This is a genomic window from Bacillus sp. FSL W8-0519, assembly GCF_038005585.1.
GTDB lineage: Bacteria > Bacillota > Bacilli > Bacillales > Bacillaceae_G > Bacillus_A > Bacillus_A paranthracis.
Window position 1 is genome coordinate 1260544 of the sequence record NZ_JBBOTL010000001.1, and the last position, 19015, is coordinate 1279558.

Here is a 19015-nt window from a genome sequence, read left to right on the forward strand (position 1 = left end):
TACCGTTTTTGTGCTTCAGTTGAACATAAAGATTTTCGTTCTTGAGCGGACGTTTAAAACAAATCCAATCGCTATCATGTATGTGAGTAAGGAACTTCCTCCGTAGCTCATAAGGGGTAATGTGATTCCTGTAATAGGTAGTAGTCCGATTGTCATCCCGATATTTTGAAATACTTGAAAAGTAAACATTCCGATTGTACCAGCGCAGATGTAACTACCGAAAGGGTCATTACTTTCTATAGCGATATGAATCATGCGGAAAATAAGTAGGAAAAAAAGTGCAATAATGACGCTTGCGCCTAAAAATCCAAATTGCTCAGCGACATTCGTGAAAATAAAATCTGTATGTGGTTCTGGAAAGTATACTTGTCCATTTTCCCAACCTTTTCCTTGCATTTCTCCTGATCCAGTAGCTAAGAAAGCTTGTCTTAATTGATAGCCTTGCGCATCATATTTGTATGGAGCTAACCAGCCGTAGAAGCGATTTAATTGATATTCTTGTAAAATGTGTGCTTTAAAGAATTTTGTATGAGTAAAAAAAATATACGTTAATGTAACGCCAGCTGCAAAGATACCGGAAGCTATCCCGAAAATAAAACGCCAACGTATACCAGAAACTAATATCATTGCTGCAAGCATAGCTGAAATTACCATTGTGTTTCCTAAATCAGGTTCCTTTGCGATAAGTAGTAGGGGCGGCAAACTTGTTGCGCATATTTTTCCGAGTAATAAAAAATCATCGTGTATTGTTCGGTAAAAATATTTCTCATTGTGATTTGCTATAATTCGTCCGGTGACGATAATTAAAAACAATTTCATAATTTCAGAAGGCTGGAAATTTCCGATGCCTGGGAGCCTGTACCAAGCGGTCGCACCTTTAATTGTAATGGCACCTGGTACTTGAAGTTCTAGTCCAATTAGTAGTACCAATGCAAAGCTATATAAATACCAAGCAATTTTTTGATAACGATCGAAATCGATAATCATAATAACACCAATGGCTATGAATCCAATGAAGTACCACTGGATTTGCTTTAATACAAAATTTACATGTTGCAAAAATGGTGGTAAAGAGGCTTGTGCACTTGCAATTGCAAAGCAACTAACAGTCCCAATGGCAAATAAGATGCATAGTAATACGTAGTCTATTTGATATTGAGAATTTGGATCTTTCAATGTATGTATTCCTTTCTATCGCCTAGTAAATATATGGATTATGTCATGAAAAAAATAATATACAAGCAGACTATGCATACATTTATTCCACTATTTGCGGGAAGTCATACATCACAAGGAAGGAATTCCCCCTTGTGATGGATTAGATTGCATGGAGTTCTTTTGTAACTATATTCAAACAATGAGAAAGGCGAGTATGTGTATCGGTCGTTGGAATGAGTTCTGGATATAGCTGATAAAATGTTGTAGCGTTTTTATACCATTCGCAAGCTTTTAACAGACTCGTTTTGTAATAGTCAGTCTCTTGTAGAAAACCATATTTTTTTGAATGTAAAACGAGATGTGAAAAATCTTCGCAACCTTCAAGGTATTTGTGATGTACTTGCTGTCCCGTATGAAGGCGGAAAGAACTTAAAGGTTCCGTAATATAGATTGCATCACCTTTGGAAAGTAAACTGATCCAAGAAGCCATATCCACACTACAATTATAATTTCTACCATTTAAAGTACCGAAAGGTTCTGTTAATAGGCGTTTTCGAAAGAGTACAGTCGTAGGTTCACCAATAATATTTTGCCCTAGTATAAGCATATGGTTTCCAAGATCTTTCCCATTTAATAGAGTATCTTCATCATATAATCTGTTCATGGAGGGGTGTTGTTCAATTATCTCTCCATCATCATTAATCCAAGTACGATAAGATGTAATAAGTGCGAGATTTTGATCTAAGTCTTTTTGGAAATAAAACATCATTTTTTCAATTTTATTATTATAAAATATATCATCGTCCATTAAGAAATTTATGTACTCTCCATTTGATTGTTCTAAAAGCATAAGGGCGTTATGAAATTGTCCTAAAGTAGAGGGGTTTCGAATGTACGTTATATGTTTATGCTTATGTAAATAATCTCTGTATATTAATTTTTCTGTTTCATTATTTGTGCTATCGTCTCCTACAATAATTTCAATATTTGAATACGTTTGTGCTAATGCACTTTCTAGAGCAATTTTAAAATAATGTGGCCGATTATAGGTAGGAATAAGGATGGAAACGAGAGGTACATTTTTTATGTTTTCCATATACAACTACCTTTCAGAAATTTTCTGTGTAAGAATAATATCTTGATAACTTGTGTGTTCAGTTCTGCCACACCATGAACCATAATGGGGAGGAGTCTGCATTTCTAGCCCATATTTATTTAATAGAGTACGAATATCTTCCTCAAGATAGGCAACTGCGAAATTCGGGATATCTTTATTTAGAACATAACAATTGTCAATTTGATGGTAAAAACCTAACGGACTTAGTCCTGCATTTAAGTAATAGGAAGATTCAGGATTAATTAAAAAGAAAGTAATAAAACATCTCCCATCTTTTTTCAGAACTCGTGCAATCTCGCGTACGTAATGTTCTAATTCTTTCGGAAGAAGATGGGTAAATACAGACGTTAAAAAAATAAAATCGAATGATTCATCTTCATATGGAAACTTGTATTGGGAAGCATCTTCTTTTCCATCGGGATTGTAGAATTGGTTATATATATCGACATGTTCAAAATGGAAATTGTTACGGCGTGTTGAAATGTTATTTTTGCACCATGTAATTCCTTTATTAAATAAGTCAAATCCATAATAATTACCATCATCGCTTAAATAGTTCATTAATGGAACCGCCATCCGGCCGATACCACAGCCTACATCTAACACTGTTTCATTTGATTTTAAATTGCCAATTTCAATAAAATACTGCATAAACTCTTTTCCAACTTCTTCAAAATGACCACCTACATATTGAACAAGTTCTGGAGGTGGGATTAATGTGATTTTTTTCTCATTTTCGTTCAAAAAATTCACACCTTTCTTATAGTAAAGTAGGAAATTTCTACTTTATATTGAGGGGAGCTTTGCTTTTATTCATTACAAGATTGGTTTTCATGAATTAGTAGTATAATAGTACCCCTCAACTAAATATTTTTTTATTCTATTCTTTTCTCCAAAAAATACCGAAATCATCGATTTGAGTCATAGGAGTTTTTATGTTTCTTTCACTTCTGAAATCTGTTACAGCCTCTGCGCATGTTATCAGTCCATAATCATCAATAATAATAAAGCCACCTATTGAAACTTTATCGTATAAATTTACAAGACTATCCATCGTTGATTCATACATATCACCATCAAGGCGTGCAATTGCAATTTTTTCTATCGGTGCTGAAGGCAATGTATCTTTAAACCAACCCTTTAAAAATTTCACCTGATCATTTAATAAATCATATTTTCTAAAGTTTTCTTGCACTGTTTCTAAAGAAACTCGTAAGTAATCGAATGTGTGCAAATAATCACCGTAATCTTTCGGATATTGTTCTAAGTTAGGTGCGGGCAGACCTTCAAACGAATCGGCAACCCATACAGTACGATCCTTAATGTTGTTTGCTTGTAAAAACCCATTCATAAAAATGCATGATCCTCCGCGCCATACACCAGTTTCAATAAAATCACCTTCTATATTTTCCCTGACTACAGTTTCCATCGCCTCTTGTAATTGATTCATACGTTTTCGCCCAACCATACTATGTGCAGCTCTTGGCCAATCCTTGCCACCTTGACGCTCATTGTTTGAAACGTTAGGATTAACGATTTTTAAATTGTGATTTTCTATATACTGCTTAAGAAATAAAGGAAGGGGAACCGTAACTGGTTCATATGATAGTTCTTTAGAAATATGTAACGAAGCAGGTAAGTATGGTTCGTATTCCAACCATATTTCAAATAAAATTGTTTTCTTTAATAACTCGAGATAAAGCTGGACAGCCGATTTATTTTCCATATAAGTGCCTCCTGAAGAATGTTATACAACATTATGACTATGTAGAAAAGAAGGATTTAATGATTGAATTTACCAATGAAAAAGCAGTAAAACTGATATCAGTTTTACTGCTAAGTAAAAATTTAAGCGATTTTTTCAATAATAATGGATGCACTCGTACCAAGAGCTAATGATAATCCAAGCCCTGTAACAATTACTTCAACTAATGATGGAGTTGTCGTAATTTGCGTAATTGCTTGAATAACGATAGGTGCTCCAAGTGAGATTAAACTTGATCCAGTACCTGGTACAGGTACTCCATTCACTTGGATTGTAAGACCTCCTAATGCACTGACTGTTGCAGTATTAGCGATAACAGTAATTTTATAGAATCCAGTTTCACTAATTACGAAAGTATCAGCATCTAATTGAGAAATTGCTGTACCAAACTGAGATCCAACAGTATTAAATGGTAGTGGATCATTAATTCCTAGATCTAAAGAAATCCCACCGGAGTTAAATGCATATAGTCCTGCTGGAAGTCCTAGCCCGGATGGCCCAGTTGGCCCAGTCAGTCCGGTAGCACCAGTCGGCCCAGTCAGTCCGGTAGCTCCAGTCGGCCCAGTCAGTCCAGTTGGTCCAGTATCTCCAGTTGGCCCAGTTAATCCAGTAGCACCAGTGTCTCCAGTTGGCCCAGTTGGTCCAGTCGTACCAGTTGTACCAGTTGGCCCAGTCGGTCCAGTAGCACCAGTTGGTCCAGTTGTACCAGTTGTACCAGTTGGCCCAGTCGGTCCAGTCGGTCCAGTTGGCCCAGTTGGCCCAGTTGGTACAGTTGGCCCAGTCGGCCCAGTTGGTCCAGTCGGTCCAGTTGGTCCAGTCGGAAGGGTAAACGGTGGTATTGGTGGTAATGTTGGTCCTACAAGATTAGGGTCAAATGCACTAGCTGATAAAGATTCATCGGGATTCAATCCATCTGAATAATTATTATTTGACATAAATTCACCTCCATAAAGCGTTCATTATATAGTAGATGCAAAACCGAAAGAAAATGACACGGACATTTGAATTATTGAAAAGAAATCTTAAACTGCTTGTGCAAGTTAAAAAAGTGGAAAGTTTATTGTATGTATAACATATGATTGATTTGGAAGAGGGTGATTATGTTGAACAAGCAAGGAATTACAATTAGTTTATGTATGATTGTTCGAGATGAGGAAGATACAATAGGTCGATGTTTAGATGCAGTCGAAAAAATTGTTGATGAAATTATTATAGTTGATACAGGTTCCATTGATCGAACGAAAGAAATTGTAGCTCAATATACCTCTAACATATATGACTTTCCATGGATTAATGATTTTGCAGCAGCAAGAAATTTTTCTTTTTCAAAAGCAACGCAAGAATATATATTGTGGCTAGATGCAGATGACGTATTATTAGAAGATGCTCAAGAAGCATTGAAACTTTTAAAAAGAGAATTAGATCCTAAAATTGATGCTGTTTCGATGCCGTATCATCTTGCATTGGATTCTAGCGGGAAACCTTTATATTGTACAAAAAGAAATCGACTTGTAAAGCGTGAAAAACAATTTCAATGGTTTGGAAAGGTTCATGAGTATTTAGCTATTTCTGGTGAAACTTTTAGTAGTAATGTTGCTATTACACATAAAAAAGAAAAAAAGGTAACAAATCGTAATTTGAAAATTTTTCAAAATGCTGTAGCTGCAGGAGAAGAATTGAGTCCGAGAGATTTATTTTATTACGCTAATGAATCTATGGATAACCAAAAATATGATGATGCAGTTATGCTATATGAAACATTTCTTAATCAAGATGAAGGATGGTATGAAGAGAAAATTTATGCATGTGGTAAGTTAGGAGATTGCTATGCAAAGCTTGGATCATGGGAAAAGGCAATTGAATCTTGCGTGAAGTCGTTTCGATATGATGTTCCTAGAGGGGAGAATTGTACAAGAATAGGATATATATATATGGAACAACAAAAATATAACGAAGCGATATTTTGGTTTAAACTTGCAACGGAAGTACCAATGGCGACGGAGAGTCCATTTCATAGTCCAGCGAGCTACACATGGCTTCCCTATTTACAAATGTGTATTTGTTATAGCAAGTTAGGAGATCAAGACAAAGCTTATTATTACAACGAATTAGCGGCTGCTTATGTTCCAAATAATGCTGCAATCGAATATAACCGCAAATATTTTCGGAGTGTTTTTGATAAACAATATAAATCGTTATAGGCAGCTTTTTTTAGAAATGGCTCATCGCGATTCTAACTCTAATAGATTGGCTATATAGTAAAGTATCGGCAATGTAACTAGTACAGGTTACATTTATAGACTTTAAATGAGATTTATATTTCAAATTCAATTTGCATAAGGAGTGTGTAAAATGAATTCCCCAAAAAATTCTTTATACGAAGAAAAGTCTGGGCATTATTATAATGCAGTGAATCCGAATTTATTAAAGCATATAAAAAAGGAATGGAAAGAAGTTCTTGATATCGGTTGCTCGAGTGGTGCATTGGGAGCTGCCATAAAAGAAAATGGCACACGTGTATCTGGAATTGAGGCATTCCCAGAGGCGGCAGAACAAGCAAAAGAAAAACTAGATCATGTCGTTTTAGGCGATATAGAAACAATGGATATGCCGTACGAGGAGGAGCAATTTGATTGCGTTATATTTGGTGACGTATTAGAGCATTTATTTGATCCTTGGGCTGTAATAGAAAAAGTAAAGCCATATATAAAAGAAAATGGTGTGATTTTAGCAAGTATACCAAACGTTGCTCACATTTCAGTATTAGCACCGTTACTTGCTGGAAATTGGACGTATACAGAATATGGTTTATTAGATAAAACGCATATTCGTTTCTTTACATTTAATGAAATGCTCCGAATGTTTTTAAAAGCAGGCTATTCAATTAGTAAAGTAGATCGTGTATATATTGATCATAAAGTGTATGAACCGTTAATTGAGGAGTTATATGGAATTTGTAAGAAATATCGTCTTGGAAGTGGCTTCATGGCTGAGACGGTCGTATTTCAGTATATTATTGAAGCAGAAAAATCACAGTTATGAGTGCTGGTGAAAAAACAATATTATTTGTTACGTGTATAAATGATCGGAAAATGTATGCACAGTGTGTACGGCATATATTGAGATTGGCAGTGCCTCCAGGATATATTGTACAATTTATGCCAATTCGGAATGCGAAAAGTATGACGAGCGGATATAATCAAGCGATTTCGCATCCAGCGAAATATAAAGTATATATACACCAAGATGTTTTCATTATGAATGTGGCATTTTTATACGGATTACTTCAATTATTTAACGAACATGAACATCTTGGAATGATTGGAATGATTGGAGCCCAGTATGTTCCTCCAAACGGGATATGGAATGAAGGCAAGGGAGTTGTTGGGAAAGTAATTGGTTATATGAACGATTTATTTTATATGGCAACGCAAGAACAACCGTACCATGAGTCAAAAACATTTATGCCTGTGGAATGTATAGACGGTTTATTGATGGCAACGCAATACGATATTCCGTGGCGAGAAGACTTGTTTGATGGGTTTGACTATTATGATGTATCTCAGTCATTTGAATTTAGAAAAGCTGGCTATACAGTTGGGGTTCCTGTACAGCGTGATGCGTGGTGCATTCACTATCATATTGATGTAAATATGACCAACTATGACAAGTATAGAAAGATATTTGTGGAGAACTATATGTCAGATGTAAATCAAGACGAATAGAGGGGCTACAAAATGAAGGATCGTACAATATTAGTTGTTGTTTGTGTAAATAATGAAGAGCTATTTGAACAATGCGAGAGACAAATAAGAAACCTTTTTGTTCCCCCTGATTATGTCGTGCAAATTTTTCCGATACGAGATGCGAAAAGTATGGCAAGCGCATATAACCGAGCGCTTTCATATCCCGCGAAGTATAAGGTTTATATACATCAGGACACTTATCTTATTAATCGAGAGATGTTTTATACACTTATTTCTCTGTTTAAAGATAATGAAAAGCTCGGCTTAATTGGAGTAGCTGGAGCCCAATTTTTACCGAGTAACGGGATATGGTGGGAAGGGAAAAATTTAGTAGGGAAAGTGATTGAGTATAGAAGACGGAATTATCAACTATTAAATTTAGATCAGGGGTTTTATGGAAGCCAATCTTTTATGTCGGTGCAGGCAATTGATGGGTTATTCATGGCAACGCAGTATGATATTCCGTGGCGAGAAGATTTGTTTCAAGGGTTCCACTTTTATGATGTATCACAGTCTTTAGAGTTTCAAAGGGCTGGTTATTTAATTGGTATCCCAAACCAATCAAATTTATGGTGTATTCATTATAACGGAGATGAATTTGATGCGGATACATATGAGAAAGATCGAAAAGTGTTTGTAGAACAGTATAAAGATATATTATCTCCATCATAAGGGAGAGATGCAGAGTGAAAGGGATTATTTTAGCAGGCGGTACTGGATCGAGGTTATACCCAATAACGAAAGTAACGAATAAACATTTGCTTCCTGTTGGACGTTATCCAATGATTTATCATGCGGTATATAAGCTAAAACAATGCGAGATTACAGATATTATGATTATTACAGGTAAAGAGCATATGGGAGATGTTGTTAGTTTTTTAGGAAGCGGTCAAGAGTTTGGCGTGTCCTTTACGTATCGTGTGCAAGATAAGGCTGGTGGAATTGCGCAAGCATTAGGGCTTTGTGAAGATTTCGTTGGGAATGACCGCATGGTAGTTATATTAGGTGATAATATTTTTTCGGATGATATTCGTCCGTATGTTGAAGAGTTTGCAAATCAAAAAGAAGGTGCGAAAGTACTGCTGCAATCTGTAGATGATCCGGAGAGATTTGGCGTAGCAAATATTCAAAACGGCAAAATAATTGAAATTGAAGAAAAGCCGAAAGAGCCGAAAAGTTCCTATGCAGTCACAGGAATTTATTTGTATGATTCGAAAGTCTTTTCTTATATAAAAGAATTAAAACCTTCCGCAAGGGGAGAGCTTGAAATTACAGATATCAATAATTGGTATTTAAAACGTGAGGTACTTACTTATAATGAAATGAGCGGTTGGTGGACTGATGCAGGAACTCATGTTTCTCTTCAAAGGGCGAATATGTTAGCGCGGGATATAAACTTTGGTAAACAGTTTAACGGAGAATAGGTGAGAATATGGAAGTTATAGAAACAAACTTTACCGACGCAAAATTGTTAGAACCGAGGTTATTTGGAGATGAGCGTGGCTTTTTTACTGAAAGTTATAATAAGAAGGTGCTAGAAACATTAGGAGTTACGTATTCATTTGTACAGGATAATGTTTCGTATTCGACAGAAGCGGGAACGATTCGGGGGTTACACTTTCAAAAAAATCCGAAAGCACAAACGAAACTTATTCAAGTTATGCAAGGAGCAATTTATGACGTTATCGTTGATTTGCGAAAAGATTCACCAACTTTTAAACAATGGAGAGGATATATTTTAAGCGCGGATAATCATCGGCAATTATTAGTGCCAAAAGGATTTGCACATGGTTTTTGTACACTTGTCCCGCATACTATTGTTATGTATAAAGTAGATGAGTATTATAGTGCTAATCATGACTCAGGGGTACTTTGGAATGATAAAGACTTAGCAATTCCATGGCCGGTAACAAGCCCTATTTTGTCTGATAAAGATCGAATATTACCATCGCTTCAGGAATGTGAAGATAGTTTTTGAGTAGGAGAGTTGTGTATGAATATATTAGTAACAGGTGGGGCCGGATTTATTGGAAGTAATTTTGTGCATTATATGTTACAAAGCTATGAAACATATAAAATTATTAATTTCGATGCATTAACATATAGTGGAAACTTAAATAATGTAAAGTCTATTCAAGATCATCCGAATTACTATTTTGTAAAAGGTGAAATTCAAAATGGAGAGCTGCTGGAGCATGTTATTAAGGAACGTGATGTGCAAGTCATTGTCAATTTCGCAGCTGAATCACATGTGGACCGTAGTATTGAAAATCCGCTTCCTTTTTATGATACAAATGTAATTGGGACAGTCACCTTATTAGAATTAGTAAAAAAATATCCGCATATTAAACTCGTGCAAGTATCAACGGATGAGGTGTATGGCTCTTTAGGAAAAACAGGGCGATTTACCGAGGAAACCCCGTTAGCTCCAAATAGTCCATATTCTTCAAGCAAAGCGAGCGCCGATATGATAGCTTTATCTTATTATAAAACATATCAATTACCAGTTATAGTAACGCGTTGTTCCAATAACTACGGGCCGTATCAATATCCTGAAAAATTAATTCCGTTAATGGTTACGAATGCGCTCGAAGGAAAAAAATTACCGTTATATGGCGATGGATTAAATGTAAGAGATTGGTTACATGTAACGGATCATTGTCGTGCGATTGACGTTGTTTTGCATAAGGGACGTATAGGAGAAGTATATAATATAGGTGGAAATAATGAAAAAACAAATATAGATGTTGTGGAACAAATTATTACTCTCTTAGGAAAAACGGAAAAGGATATTGAATATGTGACAGATCGTTTAGGACACGACCGCCGTTATGCGATTGATGCAGAGAAAATGAAGAATGAATTTGATTGGGAACCGAAGTATACGTTTGAGCAAGGGTTACAAGAAACGGTGCAATGGTATGAGAAGAATGAGGAATGGTGGAAACCATTAAAAAAGTAAGGGGCATATAAATGAGAGAACGGATTATCATAACAGGAGCAAATGGTCAATTGGGAAAGCAACTACAAGAAGAGTTAAATCCTGAAGAATATGACATATATCCATTTGATAAAAAGTTACTAGATATAACAAATATATCCAAAGTGCAGCAAGTGGTACAAAAAATAAGGCCACATATCATTATTCATTGTGCAGCGTATACGAAGGTTGATCAAGCTGAGAAAGAACGAGATCTTGCTTATAGAATAAATGCAATAGGGGCTCGAAATGTAGCAGTTGCCTCACAATTAGTGGAGGCAAAGTTAGTTTATATTAGTACGGATTATGTATTTCAAGGTGATAGACCGGAAGGGTACGATGAATTTCATAATCCGGCGCCGATAAATATATACGGGGCTTCTAAATATGCGGGAGAGCAGTTCGTCAAAGAGTTACATAATAAATACTTTATCGTTCGTACATCATGGTTGTATGGTAAGTATGGAAATAATTTTGTGAAAACGATGATGCGATTAGGGAAAGAAAGAGAAGAAGTATCTGTTGTAGCGGATCAAATCGGTTCTCCTACGTATGTGGCGGATTTAAATGTAATGATTAATAAGCTCATCCATACTTCTTTATACGGTACGTATCACGTATCCAATAGAGGATCATGTTCTTGGTTTGAATTTGCAAAGAAAATATTTTCGTATGCAAATATGAAAGTGGATGTATTACCGGTTTCAACTGAAGAATTTGGATCGGCGGCAGCGAGACCAAAATATTCTATTTTCCAACATAACATGCTGCGATTAAATGGTTTTTTACAAATGCCTTCTTGGGAAGAAGGATTAGAGCGTTTTTTTATAGAAACAAAAAGTCATTAACAATTTTCAGTTAATGACTTTTTTGTTTGCCTTTAAGAGGTTTTATGTTACTATAATTATAGTATCAGGTACTAATAACAAGTATAAGTATTTCTGGGAGGATATATCATGGAACTATTACAAGGGAAAACATTTGTTGTTATGGGCGTTGCGAACCAAAGAAGTATTGCATGGGGAATTGCTCGCTCTTTGCATAATGCAGGTGCAAAATTAATCTTCACATATGCAGGAGAACGTTTAGAGAGAAACGTTCGTGAATTAGCGGATACATTAGAAGGACAAGAGTCACTTGTATTACCTTGTGATGTAACAAATGATGAAGAACTTACAGCTTGCTTTGAAACAATCAAACAAGAAGTTGGTACAATTCACGGTGTAGCACATTGTATTGCTTTTGCAAATCGTGACGACTTAAAAGGTGAATTTGTAGATACTTCTCGCGATGGATTTTTACTTGCACAAAATATTAGTGCATTCTCTTTAACAGCTGTAGCAAGAGAAGCGAAGAAAGTAATGACAGAAGGCGGAAATATTTTAACGTTAACATATCTTGGCGGCGAGCGCGTTGTGAAAAACTATAACGTTATGGGTGTAGCAAAAGCTTCATTAGAAGCGAGCGTGAAATATTTAGCTAACGATTTAGGTCAACATGGCATTCGCGTTAACGCTATTTCTGCAGGTCCAATTCGTACGTTATCTGCAAAAGGTGTAGGCGACTTTAACTCAATCTTAAGAGAAATTGAGGAGCGCGCACCACTTCGTCGTACAACAACGCAAGAAGAAGTTGGGGATACAGCAGTATTCTTATTCAGTGATTTAGCACGCGGCGTAACAGGAGAAAACATTCACGTTGATTCAGGGTATCATATCTTAGGATAAATATAATATTAATTTTAAAGGACAATCTCTACATGTTGAGATTGTCCTTTTTATTTGTTCTTAGAAAGAACGATTTTTAACGAAAGTTCTTACCACGTTATGAATATAAGTATAATAGTACACGATTTATTCAGCTACGTATGGAAGTGGGAGGGACGAGTGTGAAGAATAAAAATAAAAGTTCAACAGTTGGAAAACCGTTGTTATATATTGCGCAAGTAAGTTTGGAACTTGCTGCACCGAAAATCAAAAGAATTATTTTAACAAACTTTGAAAATGAGGATCAAAAAGAGGAAAGTAATAGAAACGAAAATGTTGTAAGTAGTGCGGTGGAAGAGGTAATAGAAGAGCAAAAAGAGCAAAAAGAGCAACAAGTAGAAGAGAAAATAGAAGAAGAAGAGGAACTGGAACAGAAACAGAAAGAACCAGTGAGAACTGTCCCGTATAATAAATCATTTAAGGATATGAATAATGAAGAGAAGATTCATTTTTTATTAAATCGTCCTCATTATATTCCGAAAGTAAGGTGCAGAATAAAAACAGCTACAGTCTCATATGTTGGATCAATCATCTCGTATCGTAATGGAATTGTAGCCATTATGCCGCCAAATAGTATGAGAGATATTAGGTTATCTATAGAGGAGATAAAATCGATTGATATGGCCGGCTTTTAAATATGTAAAGGTGGTAGAAATCTTCTACCACCCCAATAGTTTTTTAGTTTACTTCACTTATTAGATAGTAACGTCGCGTAAGCATTGAATCGCACAGAAACAGCTTAAATCAACAGTAATACAAGTAGATGTCGATACTAGTCTTGCATTTGGTACAGCTAAAAACGTACAAATTGGATCGTCAGTAGGTGGTACCGGAGTACCGTCACCTAATACTACACTTAATACACGTAGCACAGCACAGCTATCATCATCTACGCTTTCCACACGGAAAATTGGAGATCGGCAGCTAGTAAGGCTTGATGATGGTGCAAATGCTTCAAAAGGTACTCCAGCTTTTGTGTATAAAATAAAAGGACGTGTATTTGCTACTGATGCAGTATTGTGTGCACCTAAAAATGGAATTTCACAACCAGATCCACACGTTGTTGTAGAACAATCTTGTAATTCATTGATGAATTTTACAACGTCAACTACACAATGAGAAGAGCCATGGTGTTTATTTTCGTTACAACTCATTAATGTCACTCCTTATCTTCTTGTTTGTATTTACATTAATAAGATATTGGAGTTGAGGAGATTTGGTCACAATCTCAAGACCTTTTTTTTTAAATAGGCGAAAGAGGATAAGGGAAGGTGGAATTATGCTGTTTACAAGCTGGCTTTTATTTTTTATTTTCGCGTTAGCTGCTTTTAGGCTCACTCGTTTAATTGTTTATGATAAAATTACAGGCTTTTTGCGAAGACCATTTATTGATGAATTAGAAATTACAGAGCCGGATGGAAGTGTATCAACTTTTACAAAAGTAAAAGGTAAAGGATTAAGAAAGTGGGTTGGCGAATTATTAAGCTGTTATTGGTGTACAGGTGTATGGGTTAGTGCTTTTTTATTAGTCTTATATAATTGGATTCCGATCGTTGCAGAGCCGTTACTTGCATTATTAGCTATTGCAGGAGCAGCAGCAATCATTGAAACGATTACAGGATATTTTATGGGAGAATAATATATTTCCATAATACGAGAAAAAGCGGAGTTTAAAAGAATGAGGGAACGGAAATAAAGAGTTGTTCATATAGTAAATAGACAGAATTGACAGTAGAGGAGATGTTTGCTGTGAGCAATAATCCAAGGCAAAATTCATATGACCTGCAGCAATGGTATCACATGCAGCAACAACACCAAGCACAACAACAGGCATATCAAGAACAATTACAGCAACAAGGATTTGTGAAGAAAAAGGGATGTAATTGTGGAAAAAAAAAGAACACAATAAAACACTATGAAGAATGAAACACTCATGTTACTGTGAGTGTTTTTTATTATACATATAAAAAAGCGGTATTTCTGTATTAGAAATACCGCTTTTTACTAGCTAATTTGTGCAACTGTTAATGCTGCAGCACGGATGTCTACAGTTCCAATTAACTCGACTGGTACAATTTGAATTAAGTCACCAGGGTTTAAGTTAATAAGAATAACACCGCTGGATACGTCTACTTCACCAGTACCAATAACGTTAGAACGAACCGCTGTACCTGATCCAGGAATAATGTTAGCTGGTGTACCTAATGATAAGAAGAAACGACCAGCTTCTGGTGCAGTAGGTACGTTATCAAGACTAATTGTTAATGTATAACTGATTTGATAAATACCAGCTCGTAGAATTCGAATGCCATCTCCGACACTTACTGTATCATTTATTACAGGAACAGGAATATTTGGATTGGGGCTTACGCTAGGTAATAGTAGTGGTGTAAATAGTGAAGCGAACTGAGGTGCAGACGCGTTGAAAGCAAAACCGAAGGCAGGTAGTGTACTAGCTGGTTTTGCCTCGCAATCAATTTTCGTAAATTCGCAATCAGAAGAGAACATGTTTTTCACTCCTTTATCTGTTTCTACTTTCAGTTAATGAAAAGGACAGGTTCTATGTTCTAGACAAGTTCCCAATTTTAAGAAATTTACATAATAATACTCGTTAAGCATGGATTGGGTGGCAGATAATTCTGCCACCCAATCCATGCTTAACTCATTATTTAGTTTTAAATCGTAACATCACGTAAGCATTGAATAGCGCAGAAGCAACTTAAATCAACAGTAATACAAGTGTTAGTCGATATTAATCTTGCATTTGGTACAGCCAAAAACGTACAGATTGGATCGTCAGTAGGTGGTACAGGAGAGGTATCACCTAATACGACACTTAATACACGCAATACAGCACAATCATCATCATCTATACTCTCGACACGGAAAATTGGAGAGCGGCAGCTAGTAAGGCTTGCAGATGGCGCGAATGCTTCAAAAGGTACTCCAGCTTTTGTATATAAAATAAAAGGACGCGTATTTGCTACGGATGCGCTATTATGTGCTCCTAAAAATGGAACCTCGCAACCAGATCCGCATGTTGTCGTTGCACATTCTTGTAGTTCATGTATAAAACGAACGACATTAGATACACAGTTGAAATCAAAATCATGTTGATGATCTTCGTTACAATTGCAGCTCATTATGTTCACTCCTTCTCGTGAGTTCTGACATACACTATTACAATATGAGTGGGATATGGTTGATATTACGTTAATTCTTATGATAAAAAGAGGGAATTTATATAGGAGGGATGTACATATTGCAATATAAAAAAAGACATCCTTATTTCGTGGATGTCTTTTCAGGTAAATCTTTTCGCACAGTATACAAAAAGCGAGATATATCTAATTTTTTTCCTCTAAAAAATTGCGGAGAGGAAATGTACAATTCTTCTTTCGCACGTGTAATTGCGACATAAAGTAGTCGGCGTTCTTCTTCTAAAGCTTCAGAAGTCTCTGTAACACGATCATTTGCATCTTTTAAAGAAGAAGTATGAGGCAGAATACCATCGCTCGCCCCGAGTAAAAAGACACATGGAAATTCAAGTCCTTTTGCGTTATGAATAGACATAAGCGAAACAGCATCTTTTTGCGGCATTGTTTTTAATGCTTCCATTTCTTTTTGCCCTTGAATGGCTTCATCAATAAACTGTAAATAAGCTGGAATGTCGGTGAAACGAGTTGCAGACTCCATTAATTCTTCTAACATTTCTTCTTGTATATCTTTATGCATCGTAAAGGAAGAACGATCGTTACTTTGTAAGTACTCTAAATACTTTCCTTTACCATGAATAATTTCTTTTAATGCTTTTTTCGGTTCTAATTCTTTTATAAATTTAATAAAATCGATACGCTCATTTACCTTTTTCACTTGAAAAGGTTTTAAGTTCGGATTTAATAATAAGAAATGAAGAAGAGAAGGGAAACGGCCTTCACCATATTTCCATTGTTCACGTTCAATAAATGAAATACAATCATCACGCCCGATATACATCGTTGGTAATATGTTTGAAAGTGATTCTAATCGAAATGGTTCAATTACGAGTCGTAAATGATCCAATACAGGCTTAATTAAAGAATGTTCATAAAATGACTGACTCGCACCGTGCTTAATAAACGGGATTTTATGAATGGTAAGCTGATCAAGTAACGAACGGCTTACAGAATGTGTGCGATACAGCAAACAAAAATCTTTATAATTTCGTTCACCACTATCTACTTTTTCTTGAATGAGCTGCAAAATTTGATTTGCTTCATCAAGAGTCGTAGCCGGTCTTGCGTAAAAAGGTTGTACACCTTCTTCACGAACAGAATATAGCTCTTTATCAAACCGTTCTTGATTTAGTTTGATAACTTCATTTCCAAGTCCGACAATAAAAGGATTGGATCGATAATTCGTATTAAGGGCGATAATCGTAGTGTTATCAAATTCTTTTGGAAAAGATAAAATAATTTGGTGACTTGCTCCTCGCCAACCGTATATCGCTTGATCGTCATCACCTGCGATAAATAAATTATTTCTTGGCGAAGCTAACAATTTTACAATTTCATATTGAGCATACGATGTATCTTGGAACTCATCTACTTCAATATAGTGGAAACGTTGTTGTAATTGGGTAAGCAAAGGAGCGTTATTTTCTAACATATAATATGTTTCTAATAAGATGTCATCGAAATCAATATAATTATATCGTTGTTTCACTTCTTCAAAACGCTCGTATACTTCTTTAAATTCTTGTTCAACGGGTGTTTTTGCTTTTACATCTTTCGGACGATTTAATTTGTTTTTCTCAAGTGAAATCATCGCGAGCATCGTTTCAGCATCATAATCGTCTTTTAAACGCAATTCTTTTAAAATTTTCTTTATCATAATTTGTTTATGTTTTTCGTTTGCTAAAATTTGCTGATTATATCCTTGACTACGAAGCAATTTTAAAAAGACAGAGTGGAATGTACCGGCAACAACGTAGCTACTTGCCGCATGATTCATACCCGGTAAATTCGCTACACGATTTCGGATTTCTTCAGCCGCTTTTTGTGTAAATGTAAGTAATAAAATATTTCGCGGATGAACTTGTTTTACATTTACTAAATAACCGACGCGAGTTGTTAAAACAGATGTTTTCCCGCTTCCAGCACCAGCCAGTGTAAGAACAGGGCCTTCTGTCGTTCGTACAGCCTCTAATTGTTTTTCGTTTAAAAATACATTTTGCTGTTCGAGAGCGCGGAAATACGCCGCATCTGCATCTTCTTCCATAATTAAATGGGTAGATGTTTTCGGAATATGATATGTTGCACGTGGAATATCAGCGTGCGTTAATGATTTTTGTGAAAATTTTTCTTGTGTCATATATTCACCTTCAAAACTATAGCATCAACATTTAACTTTAGCGGAAGAAAAAGAAAATAGCAATGTAAAAAACAGGAGGGGATACCTCCTGTTTTCAAATTACAATTCTTTTATCATAACGATGTGAGGAATATTTGCTTCCATAAATACATCAGAATTCGTTACATATCCAAGTTTCTTATAGAAATCTTCTGCATGTGTTTGAGCATGCAGCTTCAATTTTGGTAGCGAGTTTTCCTTCGCATATGCTTCAAGTGCATTCATAACAATTTTTCCGATGCCTTTTTTTCGATGGGAAGCTAGTACGCAAATGCGTTCCATTTTTCCTATTCCATCAATGGTGCGAAAACGCCCAGCACCAACGGGAACATCATTATCATATATAACGACGTGTATGGAAGTTTCTTCAAACTCATCATACTCTTCTTCGGCAGAAACTTGCTGTTCCTTCACAAATACTTGCTTACGTACAGAGAATGCATCTCTTAGTTGTTCGTCCGTTTGTACGATCTGTGCATGCAAATTAGTTGTTCCCCTTTCCAAGGCGGAATGTTTCGTGTACAGTCCATGTTCCGTTTTCTAATTGATATAGAAGGTGGAAGCGGTCAATTGGTTGTTCGTAATAGAAATCTTTCATACGTAATCGACCTAGTACATCAGCATGCTCTGCATCTGATAAGCCTTGTCCAATTGTTAAATGAGGTACAAAAGCGTATTCGCGTTCTTGTGTAAAGAATCCGCTATGCATTTCCTCATTTAAGAAAGTAAGTTCAGGTGTTTTTTCTACTTTAAAATAAATAACATTATTAACAGGTGCGAATGAACCAACTTTTCCAACATGAAGGGTGAAAGGGTTCGTTTTACTTGCGATTGTATGTAACTCGTTTACAATCGATTCTAATTGTTCATCTTGCGTCTCAAAGGGTGTTTTCAATGTAATATGTGGCGGAACTAATGCGTAGTGCGGATCATAACGTTTACGCAATCCGTTCGCTTTATCTTGAATCATTTTAGATGGAAAAATTACAATGCCTAATTTCATGTTCCAATTCCTCCCTTTGTAAGTCTAGTTAGATTTTGAGAAAATAACTCTCTTAATCTATTATATCAAATTATTCTGAATACTGCTCT

At 35.8% G+C, this 19015-nt stretch carries 23 protein-coding genes; 12 read left to right on the plus strand and 11 right to left on the minus strand.

From position 1 onward, the window contains the following. Positions 1 to 15 precede the first annotated feature (15 nt). The 5 genes from NST14_RS06525 to NST14_RS06545 all read right to left on the minus strand — a co-directional run bounded on the left by NST14_RS06525 (position 16) and on the right by NST14_RS06545 (position 4975). Entirely contained in the window at positions 16 to 1176 is a 1161-nt protein-coding gene (locus NST14_RS06525) for an FtsW/RodA/SpoVE family cell cycle protein (protein ID WP_000654691.1), read from the minus strand. Between the two features lie 142 nt (positions 1177 to 1318). After that, a complete protein-coding gene (locus NST14_RS06530) occupies positions 1319 to 2254 on the minus strand; it encodes a glycosyltransferase family 2 protein (protein ID WP_000427737.1) in 936 nt (311 codons plus the stop codon). Positions 2255 to 2260: 6 nt separating this feature from the next. Continuing rightward, positions 2261 to 3019: a class I SAM-dependent methyltransferase gene (locus NST14_RS06535; RefSeq protein WP_001004741.1), complete on the minus strand. Its 759-nt coding sequence runs from the start codon at positions 3017 to 3019 to the stop codon at positions 2261 to 2263. 136 nt (positions 3020 to 3155) lie between these two features. After that, positions 3156 to 4001: a TylF/MycF family methyltransferase gene (locus NST14_RS06540; protein WP_000428847.1), complete on the minus strand. Its 846-nt coding sequence runs from the start codon at positions 3999 to 4001 to the stop codon at positions 3156 to 3158. 122 nt (positions 4002 to 4123) lie between these two features. Further along, the gene (locus tag NST14_RS06545) at positions 4124 to 4975 is read right to left on the minus strand and encodes a BclA C-terminal domain-containing protein (RefSeq protein ID WP_048557233.1); all 852 of its coding nucleotides are present in this window, start codon (positions 4973 to 4975) and stop codon (positions 4124 to 4126) included. 165 nt (positions 4976 to 5140) lie between these two features. On the opposite strand from NST14_RS06545, the gene NST14_RS06550 reads away from it, so the two are divergent. The 10 genes from NST14_RS06550 (at position 5141) to NST14_RS06595 (ending at position 13167) form a co-directional block, all read left to right on the plus strand. Further along, positions 5141 to 6241: a glycosyltransferase gene (locus NST14_RS06550; RefSeq protein WP_000932900.1), complete on the plus strand. Its 1101-nt coding sequence runs from the start codon at positions 5141 to 5143 to the stop codon at positions 6239 to 6241. 151 nt (positions 6242 to 6392) lie between these two features. Beyond that, entirely contained in the window at positions 6393 to 7082 is a 690-nt protein-coding gene (locus tag NST14_RS06555) for a class I SAM-dependent methyltransferase (protein ID WP_001087862.1), read from the plus strand. Further along, positions 7079 to 7765: a glycosyltransferase family protein gene (locus tag NST14_RS06560; protein WP_001272381.1), complete on the plus strand. Its 687-nt coding sequence runs from the start codon at positions 7079 to 7081 to the stop codon at positions 7763 to 7765. Before NST14_RS06555 ends, NST14_RS06560 begins: the two co-directional genes overlap by 4 nt. A gap of 12 nt (positions 7766 to 7777) precedes the next feature. Beyond that, entirely contained in the window at positions 7778 to 8458 is a 681-nt protein-coding gene (locus tag NST14_RS06565; protein ID WP_000654997.1) for a glycosyltransferase family protein, read from the plus strand. A gap of 14 nt (positions 8459 to 8472) precedes the next feature. Next, the gene (locus NST14_RS06570; RefSeq protein WP_000676174.1) at positions 8473 to 9210 is read left to right on the plus strand and encodes a sugar phosphate nucleotidyltransferase; all 738 of its coding nucleotides are present in this window, start codon (positions 8473 to 8475) and stop codon (positions 9208 to 9210) included. An 8-nt stretch (positions 9211 to 9218) separates the two neighbouring features. Beyond that, entirely contained in the window at positions 9219 to 9764 is a 546-nt protein-coding gene (rfbC, locus tag NST14_RS06575) for a dTDP-4-dehydrorhamnose 3,5-epimerase (protein ID WP_000451992.1), read from the plus strand. A 15-nt stretch (positions 9765 to 9779) separates the two neighbouring features. Continuing rightward, the gene (gene rfbB, locus NST14_RS06580; protein WP_001024147.1) at positions 9780 to 10748 is read left to right on the plus strand and encodes a dTDP-glucose 4,6-dehydratase; all 969 of its coding nucleotides are present in this window, start codon (positions 9780 to 9782) and stop codon (positions 10746 to 10748) included. An 11-nt stretch (positions 10749 to 10759) separates the two neighbouring features. Next, entirely contained in the window at positions 10760 to 11614 is an 855-nt protein-coding gene (gene rfbD / locus NST14_RS06585) for a dTDP-4-dehydrorhamnose reductase (RefSeq protein ID WP_001209175.1), read from the plus strand. 108 nt (positions 11615 to 11722) lie between these two features. Further along, the gene (gene fabI, locus NST14_RS06590) at positions 11723 to 12493 is read left to right on the plus strand and encodes an enoyl-ACP reductase FabI (protein ID WP_000421886.1); all 771 of its coding nucleotides are present in this window, start codon (positions 11723 to 11725) and stop codon (positions 12491 to 12493) included. 140 nt (positions 12494 to 12633) lie between these two features. Beyond that, complete coding sequence (locus NST14_RS06595) at positions 12634 to 13167, plus strand: spore coat CotO family protein (RefSeq protein ID WP_229142920.1); 534 nt, start codon at positions 12634 to 12636, stop codon at positions 13165 to 13167. A gap of 60 nt (positions 13168 to 13227) precedes the next feature. Here NST14_RS06595 and exsY read toward each other — a convergent pair whose 3' ends face one another. Continuing rightward, entirely contained in the window at positions 13228 to 13686 is a 459-nt protein-coding gene (exsY, locus tag NST14_RS06600) for an exosporium assembly protein ExsY (protein WP_001277736.1), read from the minus strand. Positions 13687 to 13811: 125 nt separating this feature from the next. Between exsY and NST14_RS06605 the strand changes: the two genes are divergently transcribed. Beyond that, positions 13812 to 14171, plus strand: coding sequence for a DUF1360 domain-containing protein (locus tag NST14_RS06605; RefSeq protein ID WP_000899670.1), 360 nt, complete (start codon positions 13812 to 13814; stop codon positions 14169 to 14171). Positions 14172 to 14272: 101 nt separating this feature from the next. Further along, complete coding sequence (locus NST14_RS06610; RefSeq protein ID WP_011181560.1) at positions 14273 to 14458, plus strand: hypothetical protein; 186 nt, start codon at positions 14273 to 14275, stop codon at positions 14456 to 14458. 78 nt (positions 14459 to 14536) lie between these two features. Here NST14_RS06610 and exsF read toward each other — a convergent pair whose 3' ends face one another. The 5 genes from exsF to NST14_RS06635 form a co-directional block, all read right to left on the minus strand. Then, complete coding sequence (gene exsF / locus NST14_RS06615) at positions 14537 to 15040, minus strand: exosporium protein ExsF (RefSeq protein WP_000492931.1); 504 nt, start codon at positions 15038 to 15040, stop codon at positions 14537 to 14539. Positions 15041 to 15207: 167 nt separating this feature from the next. Beyond that, positions 15208 to 15675: a spore coat protein CotY gene (gene cotY, locus NST14_RS06620; RefSeq protein ID WP_001277716.1), complete on the minus strand. Its 468-nt coding sequence runs from the start codon at positions 15673 to 15675 to the stop codon at positions 15208 to 15210. Between the two features lie 142 nt (positions 15676 to 15817). Further along, a complete protein-coding gene (locus tag NST14_RS06625; RefSeq protein ID WP_000191174.1) occupies positions 15818 to 17884 on the minus strand; it encodes an ATP-dependent helicase in 2067 nt (688 codons plus the stop codon). Between the two features lie 99 nt (positions 17885 to 17983). Further along, positions 17984 to 18406 carry a GNAT family N-acetyltransferase gene (locus tag NST14_RS06630; protein WP_000543279.1) on the minus strand — a complete coding sequence of 141 codons (423 nt, stop codon included), beginning with the start codon at positions 18404 to 18406 and terminating at the stop codon, positions 17984 to 17986. A gap of 1 nt (position 18407) precedes the next feature. After that, entirely contained in the window at positions 18408 to 18926 is a 519-nt protein-coding gene (locus tag NST14_RS06635; RefSeq protein WP_000765876.1) for a YjcG family protein, read from the minus strand. Positions 18927 to 19015 lie beyond the last annotated feature (89 nt).

Coding starts and splice junctions, on each gene's coding strand:
- cotY (WP_001277716.1), bottom strand. CDS start 15,675: ATGAGCTGCAATTGTAACGAAGATCATCAACATGATTTTGATTTCAAC.
- exsY (WP_001277736.1), bottom strand. CDS start 13,686: ATGAGTTGTAACGAAAATAAACACCATGGCTCTTCTCATTGTGTAGTT.
- NST14_RS06555 (WP_001087862.1), top strand. CDS start 6,393: ATGAATTCCCCAAAAAATTCTTTATACGAAGAAAAGTCTGGGCATTAT.
- NST14_RS06560 (WP_001272381.1), top strand. CDS start 7,079: ATGAGTGCTGGTGAAAAAACAATATTATTTGTTACGTGTATAAATGAT.
- rfbB (WP_001024147.1), top strand. CDS start 9,780: ATGAATATATTAGTAACAGGTGGGGCCGGATTTATTGGAAGTAATTTT.
- rfbD (WP_001209175.1), top strand. CDS start 10,760: ATGAGAGAACGGATTATCATAACAGGAGCAAATGGTCAATTGGGAAAG.
- NST14_RS06635 (WP_000765876.1), bottom strand. CDS start 18,926: ATGAAATTAGGCATTGTAATTTTTCCATCTAAAATGATTCAAGATAAA.
- NST14_RS06595 (WP_229142920.1), top strand. CDS start 12,634: ATGGAAGTGGGAGGGACGAGTGTGAAGAATAAAAATAAAAGTTCAACA.
- NST14_RS06605 (WP_000899670.1), top strand. CDS start 13,812: ATGCTGTTTACAAGCTGGCTTTTATTTTTTATTTTCGCGTTAGCTGCT.
- NST14_RS06610 (WP_011181560.1), top strand. CDS start 14,273: ATGTTTGCTGTGAGCAATAATCCAAGGCAAAATTCATATGACCTGCAG.
- NST14_RS06545 (WP_048557233.1), bottom strand. CDS start 4,975: ATGTCAAATAATAATTATTCAGATGGATTGAATCCCGATGAATCTTTA.
- rfbC (WP_000451992.1), top strand. CDS start 9,219: ATGGAAGTTATAGAAACAAACTTTACCGACGCAAAATTGTTAGAACCG.
- NST14_RS06565 (WP_000654997.1), top strand. CDS start 7,778: ATGAAGGATCGTACAATATTAGTTGTTGTTTGTGTAAATAATGAAGAG.
- exsF (WP_000492931.1), bottom strand. CDS start 15,040: ATGTTCTCTTCTGATTGCGAATTTACGAAAATTGATTGCGAGGCAAAA.
- fabI (WP_000421886.1), top strand. CDS start 11,723: ATGGAACTATTACAAGGGAAAACATTTGTTGTTATGGGCGTTGCGAAC.
- NST14_RS06540 (WP_000428847.1), bottom strand. CDS start 4,001: ATGGAAAATAAATCGGCTGTCCAGCTTTATCTCGAGTTATTAAAGAAA.
- NST14_RS06530 (WP_000427737.1), bottom strand. CDS start 2,254: ATGGAAAACATAAAAAATGTACCTCTCGTTTCCATCCTTATTCCTACC.
- NST14_RS06625 (WP_000191174.1), bottom strand. CDS start 17,884: ATGACACAAGAAAAATTTTCACAAAAATCATTAACGCACGCTGATATT.
- NST14_RS06550 (WP_000932900.1), top strand. CDS start 5,141: ATGTTGAACAAGCAAGGAATTACAATTAGTTTATGTATGATTGTTCGA.